The 21,947-nt window shown below is 44.9% G+C and carries 18 protein-coding genes; 6 read left to right on the forward strand and 12 right to left on the reverse strand.

Going from position 1 to position 21,947, the window contains the following annotated elements; genetic code table 11:
- The first annotated feature begins 17 nt into the window (after positions 1 to 17).
- Both ACYRYY_RS05170 and ACYRYY_RS05175 read left to right on the forward strand, forming a co-directional pair.
- A complete protein-coding gene (locus ACYRYY_RS05170; protein WP_460214488.1) occupies positions 18 to 1,358 on the forward strand; it encodes a M26 family metallopeptidase in 1,341 nt (446 codons plus the stop codon).
- A gap of 57 nt (positions 1,359 to 1,415) precedes the next feature.
- Positions 1,416 to 3,425, forward strand: a complete 2,010-nt coding sequence (locus tag ACYRYY_RS05175; protein ID WP_460214489.1) for a TonB-dependent receptor — start codon at positions 1,416 to 1,418, stop codon at positions 3,423 to 3,425.
- A gap of 4 nt (positions 3,426 to 3,429) precedes the next feature.
- Here ACYRYY_RS05175 and ACYRYY_RS05180 read toward each other — a convergent pair whose 3' ends face one another.
- The 8 genes from ACYRYY_RS05180 to ACYRYY_RS05215 all read right to left on the reverse strand — a co-directional run bounded on the left by ACYRYY_RS05180 (position 3,430) and on the right by ACYRYY_RS05215 (position 10,645).
- Positions 3,430 to 4,236 carry an energy transducer TonB gene (locus ACYRYY_RS05180; RefSeq protein ID WP_460214490.1) on the reverse strand — a complete coding sequence of 269 codons (807 nt, stop codon included), beginning with the start codon at positions 4,234 to 4,236 and terminating at the stop codon, positions 3,430 to 3,432.
- Positions 4,237 to 4,241: 5 nt separating this feature from the next.
- Positions 4,242 to 4,613, reverse strand: coding sequence for an ExbD/TolR family protein (locus tag ACYRYY_RS05185; protein WP_460214491.1), 372 nt, complete (start codon positions 4,611 to 4,613; stop codon positions 4,242 to 4,244).
- A complete protein-coding gene (gene exbB / locus ACYRYY_RS05190; RefSeq protein WP_460214492.1) occupies positions 4,603 to 5,028 on the reverse strand; it encodes a TonB-system energizer ExbB in 426 nt (141 codons plus the stop codon). Before exbB ends, ACYRYY_RS05185 begins: the two co-directional genes overlap by 11 nt.
- A 109-nt stretch (positions 5,029 to 5,137) precedes the next feature.
- Entirely contained in the window at positions 5,138 to 6,325 is a 1,188-nt protein-coding gene (locus ACYRYY_RS05195) for an MFS transporter (protein ID WP_460214494.1), read from the reverse strand.
- Positions 6,326 to 6,357: 32 nt separating this feature from the next.
- Positions 6,358 to 7,536 (reverse strand): MFS transporter, encoded by a 1,179-nt coding sequence (locus tag ACYRYY_RS05200; RefSeq protein WP_460214495.1) that lies wholly within the window; start codon positions 7,534 to 7,536, stop codon positions 6,358 to 6,360.
- Between the two features lie 13 nt (positions 7,537 to 7,549).
- Positions 7,550 to 7,909 (reverse strand): cytochrome c3 family protein, encoded by a 360-nt coding sequence (locus ACYRYY_RS05205; RefSeq protein WP_460214496.1) that lies wholly within the window; start codon positions 7,907 to 7,909, stop codon positions 7,550 to 7,552.
- 83 nt (positions 7,910 to 7,992) lie between these two features.
- A complete protein-coding gene (locus ACYRYY_RS05210) occupies positions 7,993 to 9,138 on the reverse strand; it encodes a hypothetical protein (protein WP_460214497.1) in 1,146 nt (381 codons plus the stop codon).
- A 10-nt stretch (positions 9,139 to 9,148) separates the two neighbouring features.
- On the reverse strand, positions 9,149 to 10,645 hold the full coding sequence (locus tag ACYRYY_RS05215) for an FAD-dependent oxidoreductase (RefSeq protein WP_460214498.1): 1,497 nt from the start codon (positions 10,643 to 10,645) through the stop codon (positions 9,149 to 9,151).
- A gap of 131 nt (positions 10,646 to 10,776) precedes the next feature.
- Here ACYRYY_RS05215 and ACYRYY_RS05220 point away from each other — a divergent pair, with 131 nt between their 5' ends.
- The 4 genes from ACYRYY_RS05220 to ACYRYY_RS05235 all read left to right on the forward strand — a co-directional run bounded on the left by ACYRYY_RS05220 (position 10,777) and on the right by ACYRYY_RS05235 (position 15,387).
- On the forward strand, positions 10,777 to 11,487 hold the full coding sequence (locus tag ACYRYY_RS05220) for a Crp/Fnr family transcriptional regulator (protein WP_460214499.1): 711 nt from the start codon (positions 10,777 to 10,779) through the stop codon (positions 11,485 to 11,487).
- Between the two features lie 191 nt (positions 11,488 to 11,678).
- Complete coding sequence (locus ACYRYY_RS05225) at positions 11,679 to 13,004, forward strand: anaerobic C4-dicarboxylate transporter (RefSeq protein WP_460214501.1); 1,326 nt, start codon at positions 11,679 to 11,681, stop codon at positions 13,002 to 13,004.
- A gap of 108 nt (positions 13,005 to 13,112) precedes the next feature.
- On the forward strand, positions 13,113 to 14,729 hold the full coding sequence (locus ACYRYY_RS05230; RefSeq protein WP_460214502.1) for an ATP-binding protein: 1,617 nt from the start codon (positions 13,113 to 13,115) through the stop codon (positions 14,727 to 14,729).
- Positions 14,701 to 15,387: a response regulator gene (locus ACYRYY_RS05235; protein WP_460214503.1), complete on the forward strand. Its 687-nt coding sequence runs from the start codon at positions 14,701 to 14,703 to the stop codon at positions 15,385 to 15,387. The genes ACYRYY_RS05230 and ACYRYY_RS05235 overlap by 29 nt, the downstream gene beginning before the upstream one ends.
- A gap of 52 nt (positions 15,388 to 15,439) precedes the next feature.
- Here the strand turns inward: ACYRYY_RS05235 and ACYRYY_RS05240 are convergent, their stop codons facing one another.
- The 4 genes from ACYRYY_RS05240 to ACYRYY_RS05255 are packed head-to-tail and all read right to left on the reverse strand — an operon-like array spanning position 15,440 to position 21,748.
- Positions 15,440 to 16,852 carry an efflux transporter outer membrane subunit gene (locus ACYRYY_RS05240; protein WP_460214504.1) on the reverse strand — a complete coding sequence of 471 codons (1,413 nt, stop codon included), beginning with the start codon at positions 16,850 to 16,852 and terminating at the stop codon, positions 15,440 to 15,442.
- On the reverse strand, positions 16,842 to 19,979 hold the full coding sequence (locus ACYRYY_RS05245) for an efflux RND transporter permease subunit (protein ID WP_460214506.1): 3,138 nt from the start codon (positions 19,977 to 19,979) through the stop codon (positions 16,842 to 16,844). Before ACYRYY_RS05245 ends, ACYRYY_RS05240 begins: the two co-directional genes overlap by 11 nt.
- Before the next feature lie 25 nt (positions 19,980 to 20,004).
- Positions 20,005 to 21,153: an efflux RND transporter periplasmic adaptor subunit gene (locus ACYRYY_RS05250; RefSeq protein ID WP_460214507.1), complete on the reverse strand. Its 1,149-nt coding sequence runs from the start codon at positions 21,151 to 21,153 to the stop codon at positions 20,005 to 20,007.
- 13 nt (positions 21,154 to 21,166) lie between these two features.
- Positions 21,167 to 21,748 (reverse strand): TetR/AcrR family transcriptional regulator, encoded by a 582-nt coding sequence (locus ACYRYY_RS05255; protein WP_460214509.1) that lies wholly within the window; start codon positions 21,746 to 21,748, stop codon positions 21,167 to 21,169.
- Between the last annotated feature and the right edge of the window lie 199 nt (positions 21,749 to 21,947).

Raw genomic sequence — 21,947 nt, forward strand, 5'->3', positions numbered from 1 at the left:
TTCATAGGAGGTTTGCTATGAAAAAGCTTCTTTTAATATTGGGACTGTTCACACTCGTTTCTCTGACAGCAGGTGCAACTTGCAACACAATATCCGATGAGTTTGATTTACAGGATATTGAATCTGATCTGAGTGACTGCTACGAACTTGATAACGATATTGTTATTGATCTTATGAATCCGTGGACGCCTCTTGGAGATGCTTCCACACCCTTCACCGGTTCACTCAACGGTAACGGGCACACCATCAACGGCTTGACCATTGGCGGAGCAGCCGGCATCGGTCTCTTCGGTGTGACAGACGGCGCAACAATTGAAAACCTGATCATTGACAATGCCGCAGTCGGTGGTGACTGCACCGCTGATATTGAAAATGCAGGAATCCTTGCGGGTCAGGCTATCGACACCACAATATCAAACGTTAGCGTTGAAGGCGTAATTTGCGGCGTAAGCAAAATAGGCGGGCTTGTGGGCTATGCCAACGGCGGCACAATCACTAACACAGCAGCTTATGTCACCGTAAGCACCTATGAAACTGTTAACCTTGACAACTCCGACCTCATCGGCGGTCTTGTGGGTCAGGCAGACACAACAGTTATCTCCAAGAGCTTTGTTCAGGGTGATGTAAATGCGGAAACATCCAAAGTCATGGGCGGACTCGTTGGTGAGATAATAGGTGCTGACGCTTTCTCCAACTACTTTGAAGGAGACATCATCGGAACAGGAAACGTCGGCGGTCTCATAGGCAGAACATACGGCGCAGTTTATGATTCATACACCAAAACCAACGTTTCCGTAATGCTCACATCCTCACCCGCACCCTCAGGCGGTATGGTTATTCTCTCTGTTCTTGCAGAGGGCACAGGTTCAGGTGTTGTCGGCTACCTCAGCGGAAGCTACGCCAGAGTCTACAACACATACGCAGTGAGTGACGTTGTTCAAGGTTATCAGGCAGGCAGTATAGCAGGTGTAATAAACACAGGCTATACAGCAGACCCCACAAAAACCGTTTACTGCAATGCTGCACTTGTGGATGAAATACGCGCTATAAAAAACCCGGCAAAACCCGGTGAAGCAACAATATACAAGGTATTCAACAATCAGGGCTCATCAACTCCTGTTTACGGACAGAGCAACTGGTCGAAAGACGGAATGGCACTGAATGAAGACATCTTCCCTCTCACAGTTAAAATCACTGATGCTTACTCAGAAGGCACAGCAGTTGCCCCCGCAAATTATGTATCACTCTTTAACTCCTACATGTCTGCTTGCGGTTTCAACGATAACGAAGTTTGGAACGATGCGACAACAGAAGAACCCTACCCTACACTCATAGATGTCGGTCCTTCTTTTGACTAAATCTTAAACGGCGGCACCCCTTGTGCCGCCTGACTTATTTTTACGAGGAATTCGATAATGAAAAAGACGTTAGCTATACTGACAGTTTTAATTTCATCACTAGCAGCCCTTGCGGCAGAAAACAACAATTCAGATGATAAAATATACACCCTAGAAATTGATGTGGTAGAAACCCAGACAACCGGAGACGTAATCACCAGAGAAGACATGGACAGAGACAATGCCTATGATCTTTGGGAGGCGGTTCGCTACACCCCCGGCGTAATCCTCTCCGGCGGCGGCAGGAGAGATGATTCATCATTTACTGTGCGTGGCTTCGGAGCTGACAGTGTGCCGGTTTTTGTTGACGGAATAGTCATAGCAAATCCATACAAAGGTGACGGTGATGCGGCAAGGATACTCACCGGAGATCTGGAAAGCGTGACAATTCAAAAAGGCTACAGCTCAATGCTTCTGGGCGCAAACACCCTCGGCGGAGCGGTGCTTATGAACACAGCTAAACCGAAAAAAGAATTTGAAGCACGCATTGACGCAACATTTGAAACAGACAGCATCTACAAACACTCCGCCAGTTACTACCTGACAAGTGTCGGCACAAAGCAGGACAAATTCTACCTGAAGGCAACTGCACAATACCGTGATATTGACCACTTCAGGCTTTCTGATGACTTTGAACCTAAGATAAGTAATCCCCAAAAGTCGGGTGAAAGACTATTCTCCGACTCAACAGATACTAAATACACCCTCCTCGCCGGAATAACTCCATCACAGAGCCTTGATATATGGGCAACATACACCCTGCTGGATTCTGATAAAGGAGTCTCGCCGCCGGAAACAGATATACAGAATTATCTGTTGTGGGACTGGACAAACTGGAAACGTGAAAGTGTTTCTCTATCAGGTTCATACAGTTCAGGAAAGTTCACCCTTGATGCCATGGCTCACTATGACAAATATGACAACAGCCTAATAGAGTATTACAACATGCCCAGCTACGAAGCGGGAGTGAGTACGCCGCCTTCGGATTATGATGAATATACAGCCGGAGGACGAATCACAGCCGGATGGATGTTCAACACCAAAAACAGAATACAGGCAGCCGCTACCTTCAAACGGGAACAGCACACTGGGCTCAGAAACGACAAAAAAGAGATATATATCAAAGAAGATACAATCTCACTGGGTGCAGAATACACCTTTAACCCCGTATCAAATCTGACACTGGTTGCGGGAATTGGCTATGACGCTCTTCAGCCGCAGGAATACTGGGGCAAATCCAACGACTTCGCCCAGCTTATAGGCGAAAAGGAGTTTGTGGTAAAAACTGAAGACCAGTGGCTTGTCACAGGACAGTTGGGGGTATTTTACGAGTTCATAAAGGATCATGAGCTTCGTCTCACATATGCACGTAAAAACCATTTTCCCACAATGTCACAACGTTATTCCACCCGTTTCGGCAGAGAACTTCCCAATCCCAAACTTTTACCGGAAGTTGCTGACCATTATGAGCTGGGCTACAAAGGAGATTTCGGCAAAATACGGCTGAATACCGCAATTTACTACAGCCAGCTTGATGATAAGATAGTTACTATGGAAATACCCAACCCAAGCCATCCGTCATCTCTTGTTGATTATACTGTGAATCTCGACAAGGTGAGCTTTTACGGTTTTGAAGTGGGAACAGAAGTCTTTCTGAACAGGTATATAGGCGGCGGGGCTGCATTCTCCGTCAATAAATATACTATGGACGAATCATCAGACAAAACAGTGAATGAAATCAACTATTACCCCGAGATCACCGCCAATGGCTATATGATAATCGCACCGACAGATAAACTCAGCATCATACCCAGAGCGGAATATATCGACTCCCGATATGCTGATACAGAAGGTGATGAAGTGCTGGACAGCTATGTTCTGGCACATATCAAAGTCTCATATGACATAAACAGGTATATGTCTGTTTCAGGTAGTGTGACGAATATTTTTGATGAATATTATGAAATTAAACAGTTCTATCCGCAGGCGGGACGCACATTCTCGCTGACACTCTCTGCAAAATATTAAACCCCTAGCGCAGAGCAAAGCTTACAGAAAGAACAACGTACACAGTTTCAGACGGAGAAGGCAGAGGCGAGGCATCCAGAACTGCCTGTCTGGCTGCTTCATCAAGGAGTTTAAAACCGCTTGATGAATGTATGCTGGCATCGTCCACTTTCCCGTCTGTGTGTATGCGGAACTTAACTGCGGATGTGCCCCTCATACCCATACGTCTGGCTACTGTCGGATATTCCAGACTGTCATGAATTTTTCTGCGTATCCCTGCGAGGTTAATCTGCATATAAGCTTCAGCTATATTTCCGCTGCCTACCCCCTTCCCTTTTCCACTGCCCGTTCCGGCTGTTTCTGTTCCGGATTCCTCTGCGGCGTCCTCTTCCCCGCTCACATAGCCGGAACCGTCATATTCAGGCAGTTCAGGACTAACAGGGACATTCACAGGGACGTATTCCTTATCACCAAAATCACTCACATACTTAGATTCACTCTCCTGAACAGGTTCTGAAACAGGAACAGGCGGCGGAGAAACAGGTTTCACAATCGGTTTTGGTTTTTCAGCAGGTTTCGTCTTAGACTTCGGCTTGCTAATTGGCTTAGGCTTAACAACAGGTTTTGGTTTAACAGGTTCAGGAGATACCTCCGGTAAAGGAGCGGCGGCCGGTGCTGCCTCTTCAACAGCCTTTGCCACAGTGAATGCAGAAATATCAATTGTTTTAGGCACAGAAGGAGCAGGAGTCATATTCATCTGACCCGCAAAAAGAAGACCAGCGGCTGCTCCGTGCAGAAGAAGTGATACGAAAAATCCTTTTAAGTAGTTCATAAGCTCTAACGTTCTGTCTGGATACTTACCTTTGTGAACCCGCTGTCTTTGATAGCTTCAACAGCGGAAACAAAAGGCTGTATTGTCGCCTGCTTATCAGCGCTGATCAAAACAGGCGTGTTTTTATCTTTGAATGCAAGCATCTCCGGCAAATCTTCAATGGACACCTGCACACCGTTCAGATACAGGTTCCCTTCTTTAGTCATATCAATCTGGAGAGATTCTTTGATAGAAGGATTTTCGGCGTTCGCCTCAGGCAGATTCACAGGGATTATCCCTTTCACCATAAAGTTTGCAGTTACCAGCACTATGGTTATAAGCACAAGCATGATATCAACCAAGGGAATTACATTGATTTCTGAAAAGTTATCCTTCATTGTCTATATCCCATCTCATCAATATCTTGCGTGCTGTTCCGGAGAGAGTGTTGTAAAGCACCACAGCAACGATAGCCACCACCAGCCCCACCGCAGTCGCCTTCAGCGCCAGAGAGAGGCTGACCATTATTTTGCCGGTTTCTATATTATTTGTTACACCCACATTATAAAAAGTCAGCATTATGCCGAGAACTGTTCCCAAAAGACCGATATAAGGTGCATTGCTGGCAACAGTACCGATAAACGGAAGATTTTTCATGAGGACAAGTTCGAGTTCCTTGCGGGATTTATAAAGCGAAGGATCTGTTTTACGGAAAAACAAAGCACGTTCCACACCAAGCATTACCGCTATGAAACAAAGAAAAATAAGAAAACCAATGACCCCGTAGTCAATCAAATCTGCAAGCCAGCCCATTATATCTCCTTATATATCTTACAGTCTGCGCAGATAGCGCTATGTAGTTATATATATAACGATTAAGCGGTAAGCTCAAGGTGAAAAATATGGCCGGCGATATATTCTTTTAATGTTTTTTGCGTTCTATTACAGAAACAGTGAAAATAATCATGAAAAAAAGACTGATGATGCTTGTACTTATAATTGTTGCTCTGATTGACAGATACACCGTTAATAAAGAGCATAACAATGCACCTAAAGCAAAACTTAAGCCCATAACGCTGTTCACCCTGCCGATAACACATGCGATGTTGTCCTCGTTATCCCGTAACAGCATAAGCATACTCGCAGGCTGGGAAACAGCACCGGAAAAACCGTAAATCCCTACAAGCAGGAAAGCGGCAGCAAAAGAATGGGTAAAAGGCAGAAACAAAAAGATAACAGAAGAGATCAGCCCTCCTGAAAGCACCAGCGTATCATAGGGCACATTATCCGCAAGCCTTCCCATTGTTTTCAGCATTAAAACCATTACCACTGACGGAATAGATAGAAGCATACCCACATGAAAAGTGTTCATGTTCAGCTCATTTGTGAGATAAAGCGGAAAATATATCAGAAAACAGGCAAGCATCACTGATTTTCCTGCAATAAAAAAGTAAAAAAACGCTTCAGACTTTGATCTTTTGCAATAATAAGTTTCTTCCATATCTATATGCTTTGACGTGTTTTTTGAAATAATGAACAGATAAACGACCATAGCAATCAGGCAAAGTAGACATGAAACTGCAAAAAGAAAGGTAAATCCAAACTTTTCTTTAAGAAGCCCGCCTGCCAGAGGTCCAAAAGCAAGTGACAAATAATAGGAAGTGTCAAAAGAGCCGAAAATATTTCCTTTTGGTAATCCAACATGATCAAGCTCGCAGTTGAGAATACCGTATAATACCGGGCGGAAAGCAGCACAGGCGAAACCAAGCAGAATCCTCAGCGCTACAACTGCGTAAACATCGTTAAACACTGTCATTAATAAGAAAACAGTTCCGAATGTGATGATGCTTGTCAGTAAAACAGCCCTGCTGCCAAACCGCAGCAAGGTATGCCCCATGAACCAGCCGAAAAATATTTTGGATATCTGGTATGATGATGCGGAAACACCGATGAGAGAAGCTGTGGCTCCAAGCTCATTAAAATATATGGACAAAAATGAGTCAGACATGCTGAAGCCAAGATTTATAAGAAAGTTAATTCCGAACAATGCGAAAAAAATCTTATAAAAATCTCCTTCCAGACTGAGCCGCCCGATACCGCAATTATCCATATCCACACTCATGAATCAACCGGTTATCGCTTTCAGCCGAAGTGTTTTAATTGTTCTGCACCAAGTCCGCTTCCGGCAAGCTGTATTTTAGGGCGGAAATAATACTCGGCAATCACAATCATAATCAGGAGAAGGTAAATCATCCCGCTGAATATGAACAGTATTCTGAAATCCCCTCTAAAAAGCATTCCCCCGACCACAGAGCTTAGTCCGATCCCCGTTGCGATCGATAATGCAAACACAGATGAAGTTTTCAGATAAGTTGAATAAGCGGAACTTCTGAAAGCCGCTGTAGGGAGAACAGTGGACTCGATACCGCTTCCCGCTCCCACGATAAAGGCGCCGAAAAGGAGCGTCGGCATTGTATTAAATGAAAATACCATATAACCTGCAAAAAGAAGAAAGTAGGAGAACACAAGCAGAATCTTCACATGGAACTTGTCTGTAAAAAAGCCTGTCAGCAGCCTTGCCATAAAGCTCGCCAGAGCATACGCCGCAATAACAAAACCTATATTGAACCCGCCTACGGATTTTGCATATAATACAGCGAAGGATATAAAAAGCCCGTATCCCATGGAACTCATTGTTTTGAGAAGCACAAAGAAGTAAAGCTTATTATTTGTCTGCATCTCAAGCTCCGGTTTTGGTTGTTCTGACCGTAAAAAGCTCTCTGATTTTGTGTGGATAAGGAATACAAAACAGGATGCGACTATGCACAAACCTCCGAGACAAAGAAAAAGAGTTGTCATAGAAAAGGCGCCGGAAACTGCAAATGCAACCGGTGGTGCAACCATCATCGCAATGATAGTTGCCGAACCGATCACCCCGATTGCTTTACCAAGATGTTTTTTATTCACTACATCAGCAGTAACAGAGTTGTATATCGCACGCACCATCCCTGAGGAAAACCCCTGGATAAAGCGGAGAAAAAATACAAAAAAGATACCGCCGGCAAAGGGATACATACATATAGTAATCCCCAGCAGGTAAAGAGCAGCAAAATAAAGCCGCATCTTGTTAATATGGCAGGATACAACTCTGCACACAAACATTGCACAAATTGCAGAAAGCGCATACATGCTTGTAAAATATCCTGCAAACGAAACATCCTGTCCCAGTGCCTCTGTTATGTATATAGGCATACTGACCGTGATTCCGTACTCTGCAAAGAAAAACAATAAAACTATAATAAAATTAGAAGCAAGATTCATTTTGTCTCAGCCATTAAGGCACATTAAGTTCAAATTTATGGTGACATCCTTCATTGCAAAACAGTGCAGAGGTTTTATGTATTGAGTGGCATTTTGTACATCTTATATCTCCCGCGTGTGATGCATGAGGATTAAGCTTAACATCATGACCTGAGCTATTTTTTGTAATAATAGACTCAGAGTCTTTCATATCGCCGTGGCAGCTTCTACATGCCGCCTGAGGAGCTTTGCCTGTCGGCTGTTCTTCTGAATGGCAGTCCACACAGTTAAGTTTGTTTTCAAGGTGTCTGCCTTTCAGCTGATGTTCAGCATCCGCATAAGCTGTTATAGTAAATAATGTAATTATAATTAGCAAAGTAAATATATATTTCATTCGTTGTCTCCTTTTTTAATGCAGCAAAAGTGGTAACGGCAGACAAAGCTGCCGCTACCGTTTTATTACAGGGAGGAAAGTATCTATAAATCGATTCTAAACTGGATACCTGCCTGAATGATTGCCGCTGAGTCGGTCGGTTTCTGTCCTTTTTTGGTTGCGTTTTCTTTCATGTCATAGAAACCGATTTCAGGAGTTATCTGTACGTAGCGGTTAAGCTTGTAGTTGTAGTTTGCGAACACACCCATGTTATCATCATCTTTTTCGTACATATCAGATGAAGAAGACTGGAAGCCGTAACCTACTTCAAGTGTTGACTGTTTATCGACTTTGTAAACAAATGTCACACCGCCGCCGTATGTTTTAACATCCTCAACTTCTCCTTTAGCATTAAGGTAGTTGGGCTGAATAACAAATTTGGAAGAATTGGAACCTGTGCTTACCTGAGCATAAAGCCCGCCGTTCACAGCGTAGAAACCTGTGAGCTTAAGACCGAACTTGCCGTATGAAGGGTTAGCAAGGAATGAGACGTGATACGCAGAGGTATCAAAGTCTTTTTCTTCATTATTAGCATCTTTCGCAGTTGCACTGAACATAGAGTAAGCGCCCATAAGAGAAAGACGAAGAGCAGGAATCGCATACTGAACTTCAAACTTGGGAAGTTTCTGTTCAACATTTACGTCGGAATACTGAGAACCGGTAAATATTTTTGAATAGTTTGAGCTGTCAGGTCTTGTGTCGAAAAGAAGAACCTGAAAGTTTTTGCTGAAATCATATCTTATACCGGGTCTACGAGCGCCGCCGAGTCCGCCGAAACCAGCTATACCTGAGTCACCTGTGAGCTTTCTTCCCATAGCGGGACCAGCGCCGGCTATTGTGGACTGCTGACCAACATACACTGCTCTGTCACCGTCAAATGTCATACCTACATAAGCAAGACGAAGACCGTTGCTGGCGTATGTAGTATCACTTGAACCGTTAGGCTGATTATATTCAACATGGGCGATTATATTGTCTTTTTTGAATATAAAGCCCAGCCTTGAGTTTATCTGCACACCAAGCAGAGATTCAGTTGTATCAGTTGTTTCACTTTCAAGATCCTGCACCATACCGTATGTTCTTATGCTTGCGTATATATCAAGCTTACTGTTGGAAGGACCGTCGATTTCAAAAGCATAACCCGTTATGCTTACTGTCAGAAGAGCTATTACAGCTAATATCTTTTTCACAAATCAACTCCTATTTCTTCATTTCATCAACAGCTTTTATTGCTGCGAATCTTCCCGAGTTAACTGCCCAGCCAAGTGTCTGTCCGGCTGAAACAATATTGTAAGTATCACCGTAGAGCATGCCTCCGGAGTCGAGCCCTACAACAAAAAGTCCGGGAATTGCTTTATTATTTGCATCAAGAGCAGCAGCGTTTTCATCAACTTTGATACCGCCGACTGAACCAAGGAATGCAGGATAAGTTACCAGCGCATAGTATGGAGCTGTTTTAAACTCTCTGAGGTACTGTCTGTTCTTGAAGAACTGAGAATCTTCATGGTTGGCATAGCTATCGTTAATCTGCTTGATAGTTGCCTGAAGAGTAGCTTCGTCCATGTTGAAGCCGTAGTTTTTATTCAGCTTCTGAACAAGCTCTTTGATTGAATTAGCCTTAACAACCTTGTTGCCCTGAACATCCATTTCAACAGATTTGTTGAAGTCGTTGTTGGGTTTGAGGTCATGCACGCCGTACAGTGCGCCGCCGTTGTCAGTGATGTGTTTAACTGTTGCAGCATCAAGAAGCTTGATAACAACGCCGTCAGGCTGGTTAAGACTTGCGTTTCCGCTGTAAGCCCAGAGCATGCGGTATGTTTCGTCCATGAAACGCTTGCCTTCTTTGTTCACCCAGAAGAAGGGTTCGTTGAAACCGCTGCGTGTAGCACGTCCGATGTCTGTTTTAGGCATGGGGTCATGCCACTGCATGAGACCGATATTATGAGTATCAGCACCGGCAGAAAGAGCCATGTTGATACCGTCGCCAACTCTGAATTTAGAGCCTTTGTTTACAGAAAAGCCCTTGAACGGAGCATATTTCTTGACCATATCAGGGTTGCCGCCGTATCCGCCTGTGGCAATAATTACGGATTTAGCGTTGATAGTTACTTTTCCGTCTTCCTCGCTCTCAGCAATAACACCGGCGACTTTCCCGTTTTTGATAATGAGTGATTTACCCGGAGTTTCGGTTAAGGCAGTGATGTTGTATTTTTTGAATTCTTCGATCAAACTTTTCAACATTCCCGCACAATGACCTGTAAGGGGGTGCCATGCCGGATCTTCCAGATATGTGTAAAGGAATATCGGGTCAAATTTAACATTGTGTTTCTTGAGCCATTCGTATGAATTGTTTGACTCATTAATGAACTTACTGACTATGGGAGCAACGCCTGCATAGTGGTTGTAATCCATTATTTTTTTGAAAACATATGATTTGTCTGTAAACTGGTGAAAACCATATTTGTTTTGCTGGTCGCTTCCTACAACAGTCAGACCGCTGCAAATTGTCCCGCCGCCAAGAGAAGGCAGCTTCTCAATAATGACAACTTTTGCTCCGAGTTCTGCCGCCTGTAAAGCAGCCGTTACACCTGACGCACCAGCGCCAACAACAACAACATCCGTGTCATATGTTTTATCCGCAAAAGCCAGCATTGGAATAAACAAACAACACAAAAGGGCCATGAAAAACTTTTTCATATGTTACCTCCTGTTTTATAATCTGGAGGCAACATAGCCCATGAAAAAAAATGAAAATATATACCGGAGTATTGGTTTTGTACTTTTATTAAAAAAAAATGATAGTATATATGTAACTTTGGAGAGTACATATGAAGTCATATTATATGGCATTACCGTGGATTGCCCGCAATACAAGCGGCATCATAACGGAAACTTTTAAGACAATCGGCAAGTTTTCAAAACTCAAGAAGAATACTGTTGTCTTGTCTCAGGAAAGACTCTTTGACAAGTATGTGTATGTTGAATCAGGCTTATTAGGGCAAACCACCAATGACGTTTCGCTGAAAAAGCCGTCTATTATGGGGCTTATCCCACCCGGAAGGATGTTCGGACCAACCCCCATTGCCCGCAAAGCAGTGAGCATCACAAACTTTTACGCAATGCGGGAAAGCACCGTCTACATAGTCCGTCAGGACGATTTATTGCGCTATATGGAAGATAAACCTGCGGTAAAAGAAGAATTTTTGCTGGCAACAATATCAAGGCTCCACACACACATTGAGAAATTTGCCGTTGCTGCCATGCTGACCCCGAAAGAGCGCCTCCAGCTTTTTTTTAAAGTCATACTGATATCTTATGAAATTGACCTTGCTGCAAAATGGCTGCGGCTTCCTGTAAACTTATCCATAATCGAATTCTCAAATATTGTTTACACAACCGAGCAAATGCTGGCTAAAATTTTTATGCAGTGGAAAAAAGACGGACTGCTTAAAAGAGAAGGACGTTACACGATCATTAACAAAAATCTCCTCGAAACGCTTGACTGGTCGAGCAACGAAGTCGCATTTTACGACAAGTAACAGACATAACACACTGCCAAACTTCAGACACATCAAAAACATTCCCAAGACCGTGAGCAAAAAGAGCATTATATTTTTAAAATACAAAATATCCTTTTATTCCGAATACTTTAACTCTTAAGCAAATGATATATGATACTCCGTATAAAACCCCGGCAAACACAACCGGCGGAAAAATACGGAGGTACACCATGCTGTACTTAGAATTTTTATTTCTTCTCGTAATGCTATACATAGGCAGCCGTTTCGGCGGCATAGGACTCGGTGTTGTTTCAGGCATAGGTCTTTTGATTGAAGTGCTGGTTTTCAAAATGCCCCCCACCTCTCCACCCATCACCGTTATGCTTATCATCCTTGCGGTGGTTACATGCGCATCTATTCTGGAGGCTGCGGGCGGTTTGAAATATATGCTTCAGATAGCGGAGAAGATACTCCGATCCAACCCTAAGAAAATAACTTTTCTTGGGCCCATAGTAACATATACAATGACATTAATGCTCGGCACAGGGCATGCAGTCTATACTATCATGCCTATCATCGGCGATATTGCACTCAAAAACGGCATACGCCCCGAACGCCCGATGGCTGCAGCTTCTGTGGCTTCCCAGCTCGGAATAACCGCAAGCCCGATTTCAGCAGCGGTTGTTTACTATCTCTCCGCTCTTTCAGGCATAGCAGAAGGGCTCACTCTGCTTTCCATAGTCGGCGTAACCATCCCCGCCACCTTCATCGGAACCATAGCAATGTCAGTTTACAGCCTCCGCAGAGGTAAAGAGCTGAAAGATGACCCTGAATATCAGAAACGCATGGAAGACCCGGTATGGCGTGAGAGAATACTCAACACCACCGCAACAACGCTTAATGAAAAACTGCCCGCATCCGCCAGAAACGCAGTCTATATATTCCTTGCATCTCTGGCAGTAATAGTAATATTCGGCATGTTCCCCTCTCTCAGAACCATAGAAGGCATGCCCAAACCTGTTGATATGGCAACACTTATTCAGATGATGATGCTCGCCTTCGGCGGTCTGATACTCATAGTAACCAAGACAAAACCCTCACTCGTTCCTGAAGGTGTTGTGTTTAAGTCGGGTATGGTTGCCTGCATCGCTATATTCGGTATAGCGTGGATGAGTGACACTTATTTCCAATATGCCATGCCTGCTTTTAAAACCTCAATAACCGAAATGGTCAACGCATATCCGTGGACATTTGCACTGGCAATGTTCATAGTATCAGTGGTTATCAACTCTCAGGCGGCAACATGCAAAATGATGCTTCCGGTGGGTCTCGGTCTCGGTCTGCCTCCTGCCCTGCTCATAGGTATAATGCCTTCAAGCTACGGATATTTCTTTATACCGAACTATCCGTCAGATATTGCAACATGCACATTTGACATCACAGGAACAACAAAAATAGGCAAATTTTACTTTAACCACAGCTTTATGGCACCAGGGCTGATCGGGGTTATAACAGCCTGCTGCGTCGGTTATGCCTTAGCACTTTTCATAATCTGACAAAGTAAACATACACTCCTGAAAAGGACACGGGCATATTCCGTGTCCTTTTTTTATTTCACCGGACGACCTATGGTAATATTACTTAAAAAAACGAAACAGGTAGCTATGAAGCGTATTTTTTCCGAACGCCCAGTAAGAACACAGATGCTGATGATGATTTTTGCTGTGCTTATGCTCCAGCTTTTGATAAGCGGGCTAATTTTTGCCGGCATGGTGGCTGATTTCCTTCGCTTTCAGATAGGAGAAAAGGCTCTTAACATAGCCCAGACCATGACAACAATGCCGCTGGTTCAGACATCCCTTGAAGCACGCAGTGATGAAGACGGCAGGCTTCAGGCTTTGGCAGAGGAAGTGCGGCTCAAAACAGGAGCAGCTTATGTTGTGGTTGCAGATAACTTCGGAATACGCCTCACACACCCAAACACTGCGAACATCGGCAAAAAGTTTCAGGGAGATGATACAGACAGGGCAACAATACACGGGGAAGCCTATGTATCTGAAGCCGTGGGAACTCTCGGTCCTTCTGTGAGGGGGATAGCCCCTGTTTATTACAACGAGCGTATAGTGGGCTTTGTCGCTGTCGGCTATCTTAAGGAACGCATCCGGGCCACTATTATTGAGCATCAGAAAAAGCCGCTGATGTTCGTATTAATGATGCTTGCAACGGGACTGGGCGCCGCTGTTCTCATCGCCAACCACCAGAAGAGGATAACTCTTGGGCTTGAGCCGGCAGAGATCGCAGATCTGTTTCTTGAGCGTAATGCAATAATAGATACAATCCGTGCCGGGATAATCGCAGTTAACACAGAAAATGAGATCCGGCTGATCAACAAGAACGCCATGAGGGTTCTCTCCCTTGAAAAAGATTATATAGGGCATCACCTCAGCGAAATTTTTCCCCCGGAATATTCGGCAGAGGTAATCAGAAGCAAAGAAAATATGGAAGACACGTCTATGATAGTCAGGGATGTGGATCTGCTTGTGAACGTTATGGCGGTAATGCACATGGGCAAGGTTCACGGTGCTGTTATAACCTTCAGAAGAAAAAATGAAATAACTCTCTTGGCACAGGAGCTTAACCGTATCAGGAAATACTCTGACATGCTCAGGGTTCAGTCCCACGAATACTCAAACAAGCTGCATACAGTGGCAGGGCTTATTCAGATAGAAGCCTATCAGGAGGCGCTGGAGCTTATTCTCTCTGAAACAAAAATATATCAGGAGATGATAAGCTTTGTTAATGCCAATGTGCCCGACCCCATTGTTTCAGCGCTGATAATAGGGAAACACAGCAGGGCAAGGGAACTTAAAATAGACTTCACCATAGCTGAAAACAGCCGCATGACTGACCTCCCTGATCATGTAGACAGGGAAAAGATTGTGACAATTCTGGGCAACATACTGGACAACGCCTTTGATGCGGTAATAGACTCACCAGTGAAGCAGGTTCTCCTCACAATGAAGGATTCGGGCAAAAGTCTGCTGTTTCAGGTTGAGGATTCAGGGAAAGGACTTGAACCGGAAATTATCGAAAATATCTTTGAAAAAGGGGTAAGCACCAAGGGCGATAACAGAGGCATAGGGCTTTATCTGGCTAACAATGCCCTTATGGAGATGCGTGGTTCCATAAGCATGGCTAAAAGCAGGCTCGGCGGTGTATCATTCAGGGTATCAATCCCCAAGGAAATGTTTCATGAAGAGAATAAGAACGGTAATAGTTGAAGACGACCTTAAGATATCAGAACTTCATAAACGCTTCACCGAAAAAGTAGAAGGCTTTGAGGTGGTGGGCATAGCAAACTCTCTGGCAGACGGTGAGGAGATGGTGGATCTCCTTGAACCTGAGCTTGTGCTTCTTGATCTGTTTTTTCCCGAAGGAAACGGAATGCAGCTTCTTAGGAATATGCGGGCAAAGGGAAAATCTGTTGACGTGATACTTATAACAGCAGCAAAAGAGGTAAGCTCACTTCAGGAAGCCCTCCGTGGAGGAGCGTTTGATTATCTTGTTAAGCCTGTGATTTTTGACAGGTTCAAAGCATCTTTGGAAAAATTCCGCACATACAGCACGGAGCTGACACGCAATGCAGTGCTTGAACAGCAGATGATAGACAAACTTATACATCCGGCCTCTGAAACACAGGATGAAGGCGGACTCCCGAAAGGCATAGACCCCATAACTCTGCGGAAGATATGCGCAGTGTTTGATGAGAGCGGAGCAGACGGATTTTCTGCCGAAGAGGTCGGCAAAAAAATAAATGCAAGCCGCAACACCGCAAGACGTTATCTGGAATACCTGCTGGCATCCGGTTTTCTGTATGCAGATATAGACTACGGGACAGTGGGAAGACCGGAGAGAATTTTCAGGAAAATGAGTATTTAAAAGAAAAAAGCCCCATGCGGCACACAGGTCCGCACGGGGTTTGGTGAGAGATTTATATTTGTCCGCCGCCCAAAACTTTGTACAGCGTTACAAGGTTGTTCAAATACTGCTGTCTTACCGAGATTACCCCCTGTTCTGCTGCAAAAAGCGAACGGTGGGCATCCAGTACATCAAGATAGTTTGATATCCCGTGTTTATAGCGTTCACTCGCCAGTTCATAAACTGTGCGTGTGGACTCCGCAAGTGACTTCTGCGCCGCAAGCTGGTCAGTAAATGTACCTTTAGCCGCAAGCTGATCTGCAACCTCACGGAAAGCAGTCTGAATGGCTTTTTCGTATTCCGCCGCTGCTATCTTCTGGTTAACTTTGGCAACTTCCAGAGTGGCCTTGTTACGCCCGGCGTTGAATATGGGTATATTTATCTGCGGAGCAAAAGACCATGCAAGTCCTGAGCCTGAGCTGAACAGGTCATCAAGTCCGTTGCTGGCAAGCCCTGCCGAACCGGTAAGCGTAATAGACGGGAAGAAAGCCGCCCTTGCTGCACCTATATCAGCATTAGCAGCCTTGAGCGAATGTTCCGCACGTTTTATGTCCGGTCTGTTCAGCAGTGTTTCCGAAGGAACACCAGCAGGCAGAGGCTTGAGCGCTGTTATCTCATCCGGCAGTGAAGCCTGAAGAGCGGCAGCGTCAATATCAGTACCAGCAAGCAGGGTAAGACTGTTAAGATCCTGCGCTGTAAGCCTTGTGTACTGAACTTTGCTTATCTTTGCGTTTTCAACCGCAGTGGCAGCTTGTTCAAGTTCAAGCCTTGTTGCGCTGCCCAGCTCATATTTCTTTTTCACAAGTTCATATGCTTCCTGCTGGTTTTTGAGGGTTTCCTCTGCCAGTTTCAGCATTTCCCTGTCGCCCAGATAAGTGATGTATGCGTTTGCCACCTCTGCTACAAGGGTGATCTGCGCCGCATTTCTTGCCTCTTCCGTAGCGAAATAGCTTTCAAGGGCTTTTTCACTGAGGCTTCTCACTCTGCCGAAAAAATCAAGCTCATAAGCAGCTATTCCGATACCCACACTATAACTGGATGCAGTATAGGAACTGCCTGTGGCACTTGCATTTTCAGGCACACGCTGACGTGTGAATGAGCCTGTCGCATTTACATCCGGCAGAAGGTCGGAGCGTTGAATTCGGTAAGCAGCCCTTGCGGACTCTATATTAAGAGCCGCAACACGGAGATCTCTGTTATTTTCGAGGGCTTTCTCAATGAGAGCCCTGAGTTCCGGAGCAAGGAAGAAGTCTTTCCATGCCATTTCAGCAACATTAACAGACATGTTGTCTGCCTGCCCATATGCCGAACCTTTGGGAAAAGATGCAGCAACGGGGGAGGCAGGTCTTTCATAAGCGGGAATCATAGAGCATCCCGCCATTATCACAGACACGGCAGCCGCCGCAATTATGTTTTTACTTACCATTAGTTGTCTCCTTAACGTCAGCCGGTGTGCGCTTGCCGAACTGTTTCATTATAACAATATAAAACATCGGCACAAAAAGTATGGCAAGGAATGTAGCGGAGGTCATACCGCCGATAACACCTATACCAATGGCGTTCTGGCTGGCTGAACCTGCACCGTTGGATATGGCAAGGGGAGTAACACCGAGAATAAACGCCATTGACGTCATAAGAATCGGTCTTAACCTCTGTTCCGATGCTATCATAGCAGACCGCAGCAATCCGTATCCGCTGTCGTGCAGGTCTTTTGCAAATTCAACGATAAGAATGGCGTTTTTCGACGCAAGACCAATCGTGGTAAGCATACCCACCTGAAAGTAAACGTCATTGGCAAGGCTTGCTGCAAGGGTCGCAGCTACTGTACCCACAATACCAAGAGGAACAATAAGCATTACCGCAAACGGAACAGACCAGCTTTCATAAAGAGCAGCAAGAGACAGGAACACGATAAGCAGAGACAGCCCATAGAGCAGACCTGTCTGCGCTCCTGCTGCACGCTCTTCATATGAAATACCTGTCCACTCAAGGCTTATACCCTGCGGAAGCTGTTTAGCGTACTCTTCCATAATCTGCATTGCCTCACCGGAGCTTACCCCGGGAGCCGGAGCGCCCAGAATTTCCTGAGAAGATGTACCGTTGTAACGCTCAAGTTTTGGTGAGCCGTATTCCCATTCAGCAGTGGAGAAAGCAGAAAATGGAACCATCTCGCCTTTGTCATTCCTAACATACCATTTATAAATATCTTCAGGCAGCATTCTGTACTCTGAATCACCCTGAATATACACTTTTTTGATACGCTGATTATGGAGGAAGTCGTTAACATAACTTGAGCCCCAAGCTGTTTTCAGCGTGTTGTTTATACTTGCGATGGAAACGCCCAGAGCGCTTGCTTTTTCATGATCAACATGGATCCTGAACTGAGGAACATCATCAAAACCGTTGGGACGAACCCCAACAAGCCTTGCATCCTGCGCAGCCATCCCCAGAAGCTGATTTCTGGCATTCATAAGAGTCTCATGCCCGAGACCGGCTCTGTCGAGGAGCTGAAGGTCAAAACCTGTGGCGTTACCAAGGGCAATTATTGGAGGCGGATAGAAAGCAAACACAAATGCGTCTTTAATTGTTGAAAGATTCATCATAGCTCTCTGAGCTATGGCAAAAACTTTCTGGTGCTGCTCTGTTCTTTCTTCCCAGTCTTTGAGACGTACAAACCCCATCGCAGTGTTTGAGCCTCGTCCGGCGAAACTGAAGCCTGTAACTGTAAATATACTGATTACAGACTCTTTTTCCTGTTCCATGAAATACTGTTCAACTTTCTTCACGCTTTCAAGAGTCCTCTCCTGAGTGGCTCCCGGAGGTGTTGATATCTGTACAAGCATAATACCCTGATCCTCATCAGGAAGGAACGATGTGGGTATCTTTGTGAACATAAAGCCGAGTCCGGCAATTATCACTGCATATACTATGAAGAACCTGAAAGCTCTGGCTGCAACGTATCCCACACTTGTTCTGTAGGCGCTTCTGCTGCGGTTAAACATGCGGTTAAACCATCCGAAGAAGCCTTTCATATGCTCCTTATGCCCTTTTTCAACAGGTTTGAGCATTGAAGCGCAAAGTGAAGGAGTAAGAACAAGAGCCACCACAACGGAAAGTACCATCGCAGAAACTATTGTAATTGAGAACTGGCGATAGATAGCACCTGTGGAACCTTTGAAGAAAGCCATAGGAACGAAAACCGCAGAAAGAACAAGGGCGATACCCACAAGGGCGCCTGTAATCTGGTTCATTGATTTTCTTGTAGCTTCCTTCGGAGGCAGACCTTCTTCACTCATAACCCTTTCAACGTTTTCAACAACGACAATGGCATCGTCCACCAGAAGCCCGATTGCGAGAATCATGGCGAACATCGTAAGAACGTTGATAGTAAACCCGAAAGCAGAAAGTATTCCGAATGTACCCAGAAGAACAACAGGGACTGCAATAGTCGGGATAAGTGTCGCCCTGAAGTTCTGCAAAAACAGGTACATAATGAGGAAAACAAGAACAACTGCTTCTAAAAGGGTCTTAACAACCTCTTTTATTGATATTTTAACAAAAGGGGTCGTATCGTAAGGGTAAACAACTTCAAGCCCTTCCGGCATAAACTGTTCAAGCTCTGCAACTTTTGCTTTAACATTGTTAGCAGTTTCAAGAGCGTTTGCCCCTGTGGCAAGACTCACCGCCATACCTGCGGCGGGCTTGCCCATATATCTGGTTACAAAATCATAGTTCTGAACACCGAGTTCAACCCTGGCAACATCCTTCATACGTACCTGAGAACCGTCGGTATTAACTTTGAGAAAAATATTCTCAAAATCTTCAACAGTTTTCAGCCTTGTCTGAGCAGTGATTGTTGCGTTAATCTGCTGACCGTCAACAGCGGGGTTTCCACCAAGCTGACCGGCAGAAATATCTGCGTTCTGTGCGCTTATGGCGCTTATGACATCATCCGAAGTAAGCTTATAGTTATTAAGCTGATCAGGGTTAAGCCATATACGCATGGAGAAAGGCTGACCGAAAACCTGAAGCGAACCGACACCCAGAACCCTGCTGAGAGGATCGGACATGTTGGAGCTTATGTAGTCGCCAATCTCATTCTGAGTCATTGACCCGTCAGCAGAGTAAAGCCCTATAACCATAAGGAAACTGCTGTTCGACTTTTCAACGGTTACACCGAGCTGCTGAACCTCCTGAGGCAATGACGACAAAGCAGACTGAATCTTGTTCTGTGTCTGAACCTGAGCAATATCAGGATTTGCTTCCGGTTCAAATGTAAGAGTAATCTCAACATTACCGGTTCCGTCACTGGTTGATGAGAAATAACGCAGATAGTCAATACCCACAAGTTTCTGTTCGATAACCTGCGTAACACTGTTTTCCAATGTTTCAGCAGATGCTCCGGGGTAGCTGGCACTTATGGAAACGGTGGGCGGTGCGATCTGCGGGTACTGCTCAACAGGCAGTGTCTTTATGGCAAGAACACCTGCGAGCATTATAATAATTGCAATCACCCATGCAAAGATGGGACGATCTATAAAGAAATTTGACATATTATATCATCCTGCTGTTTTACGCCTATTCGGCTTTTGTTTCAACCGGGTTTACCTTTGCGCCGGGACGTATCTTCTGGAGTCCCTCAAGAACAATTCTGTCACCGGGCTGAAGACCGGACATCACTGCCCATTTATTTCCCACAGCATCAGATACGCTAACAGGACGTGGATTCACAGTGTTTTCAGAGTCTACCGCCCAAACAATTACACTGCCGTCAGCATTTCTTACCGCTGTCTGCTGGGGAATAAGTATAGCAGCGTCGTCCCTGGCCTGCGGAATCCTTGCTTTTACAAAAAGACCGGGCAGAAGCTCCCTTTCAGGATTCGGGAAAAGAGCGCGAAGCTGAACCATTCCGGTTGTTTCATCCACCGTAACATCAGAGAACTGCATTACACCTTTATGAGCATAAGGTTTTCCACCGATGAGAAGCTCAACTTCAGCCGAATTTCCAAGGGTTCCGTCATCCGTTATCATGCGGCGAAGCTTCATAACTTCTTCCGCAGACTGGCTTACATCCACATATACACTGTCAAGCTGCTGAACCTTGGCAAGAGCAGATGCCTGATTAGCAGTTACAAGAGCCCCTTCCGTCACGGAGGACTTGCCGATATGCCCGGAAATGGGAGAAAAAACCTTTGTATAATCGAGATTTATTTTTGCTGCTGCCACAGCCGCCTTTCCGGCAGCCACGGCCGCCTTAGCCTGAGCAAGCGCAGTTGCAGTATCTTCATACTCCTGTGTGCTGACACCGCCGACTTTAAGCAGTTCAGCGTATCTTGCCTCTTTCGGCGCAGCAGACTGCAAATCAGCCTCGGCTTTCATAAGTTCAGCTTTGGCACTGTCATATGATGCCTGAAAAGGTGCAGGATCTATCTGGTAAAGCTGCTGACCGGCGCTTACACTGCCCCCTTCCTTAAAGAGCCTTTTCTGAATAATCCCTGAAACCTGAGGACGTATTTCAGCAACTCTCACCGCCGATGTACGCCCCGGCAAATCTTTTGTAAATGTTACTGCTTCTGCTTTAACAGTATAAACAGTAACTTCTGCAGCCGGTCGTTCTCCTCCGCCCTGCGGCTGGGAAGCGGTGGCTGAACCGCCGCTTTTGAAAATAACCAGTCCGATAATAACTGCCGCAGCCAAGCCTGCGAAACCTAATAACTTTGACTTCATACAATATCCCTTCCTATGTGATTATCAGCCTTTTTACCAGCTTCAACATTTCCTCTTTGGCATTTTTAAGTCCGTCATCAGTTATGTTTCTATAACCGTACGAACCAAATGTGCCTATAACCATCCCGGTAAAAGTGTTTGCCAGAATATATGGATCAACATTCACAAATTCTCCCGCCTTGATCCCTGCTTCAAAGATTTCGGACAGAGGCTCAAGCAGTAAATAATGTGTATCCTTTGCATCCTCCTCCACTGTACGGTGTGAATCCAGAAAACGGAAATAGAGGCATACTTCTTCATTAACATCGAAGATATCCTCAAATACCGCCATAAGTTTTTCAGATGGTCTCATACTGCTTTCGCGTATTTCACGGAATCTTTTTTCCAAAGGTTCTACCATCTCAGCATGGACATACTCCATAAGGCTTTCCTTATTATCAAAATAGTTATAAAGAGAACCCTTGGAGACACCCGATTTTTTGGCCGCCTCTTCCATGGTTATGCATCCGTTCTCCCTAATCAGTTCTATAACTGTCTTGACAATTCTTTCCTTAAAAAGGTTGTCCAAAACTTCTTTTCTTTTCTTTAAGTTCATCCGTTTCCCTTTATTGACTTCCCAGTCATAATATGACTAAGCAGTCAAACTACGACCGAGGGGTCATGATGTCAAGATTTTTATGGACATTAATTGTAAATAAACGTTAAGAAAATGTAACTTTATCCGAAAAACGGACATTTTTGAGCCGGGTAATCAAAATTCTTTGCTTTAATAATCTATAAGTATTAAAATAACA

It is taken from the genome of Geovibrio sp. ADMFC3 (assembly GCF_054687035.1).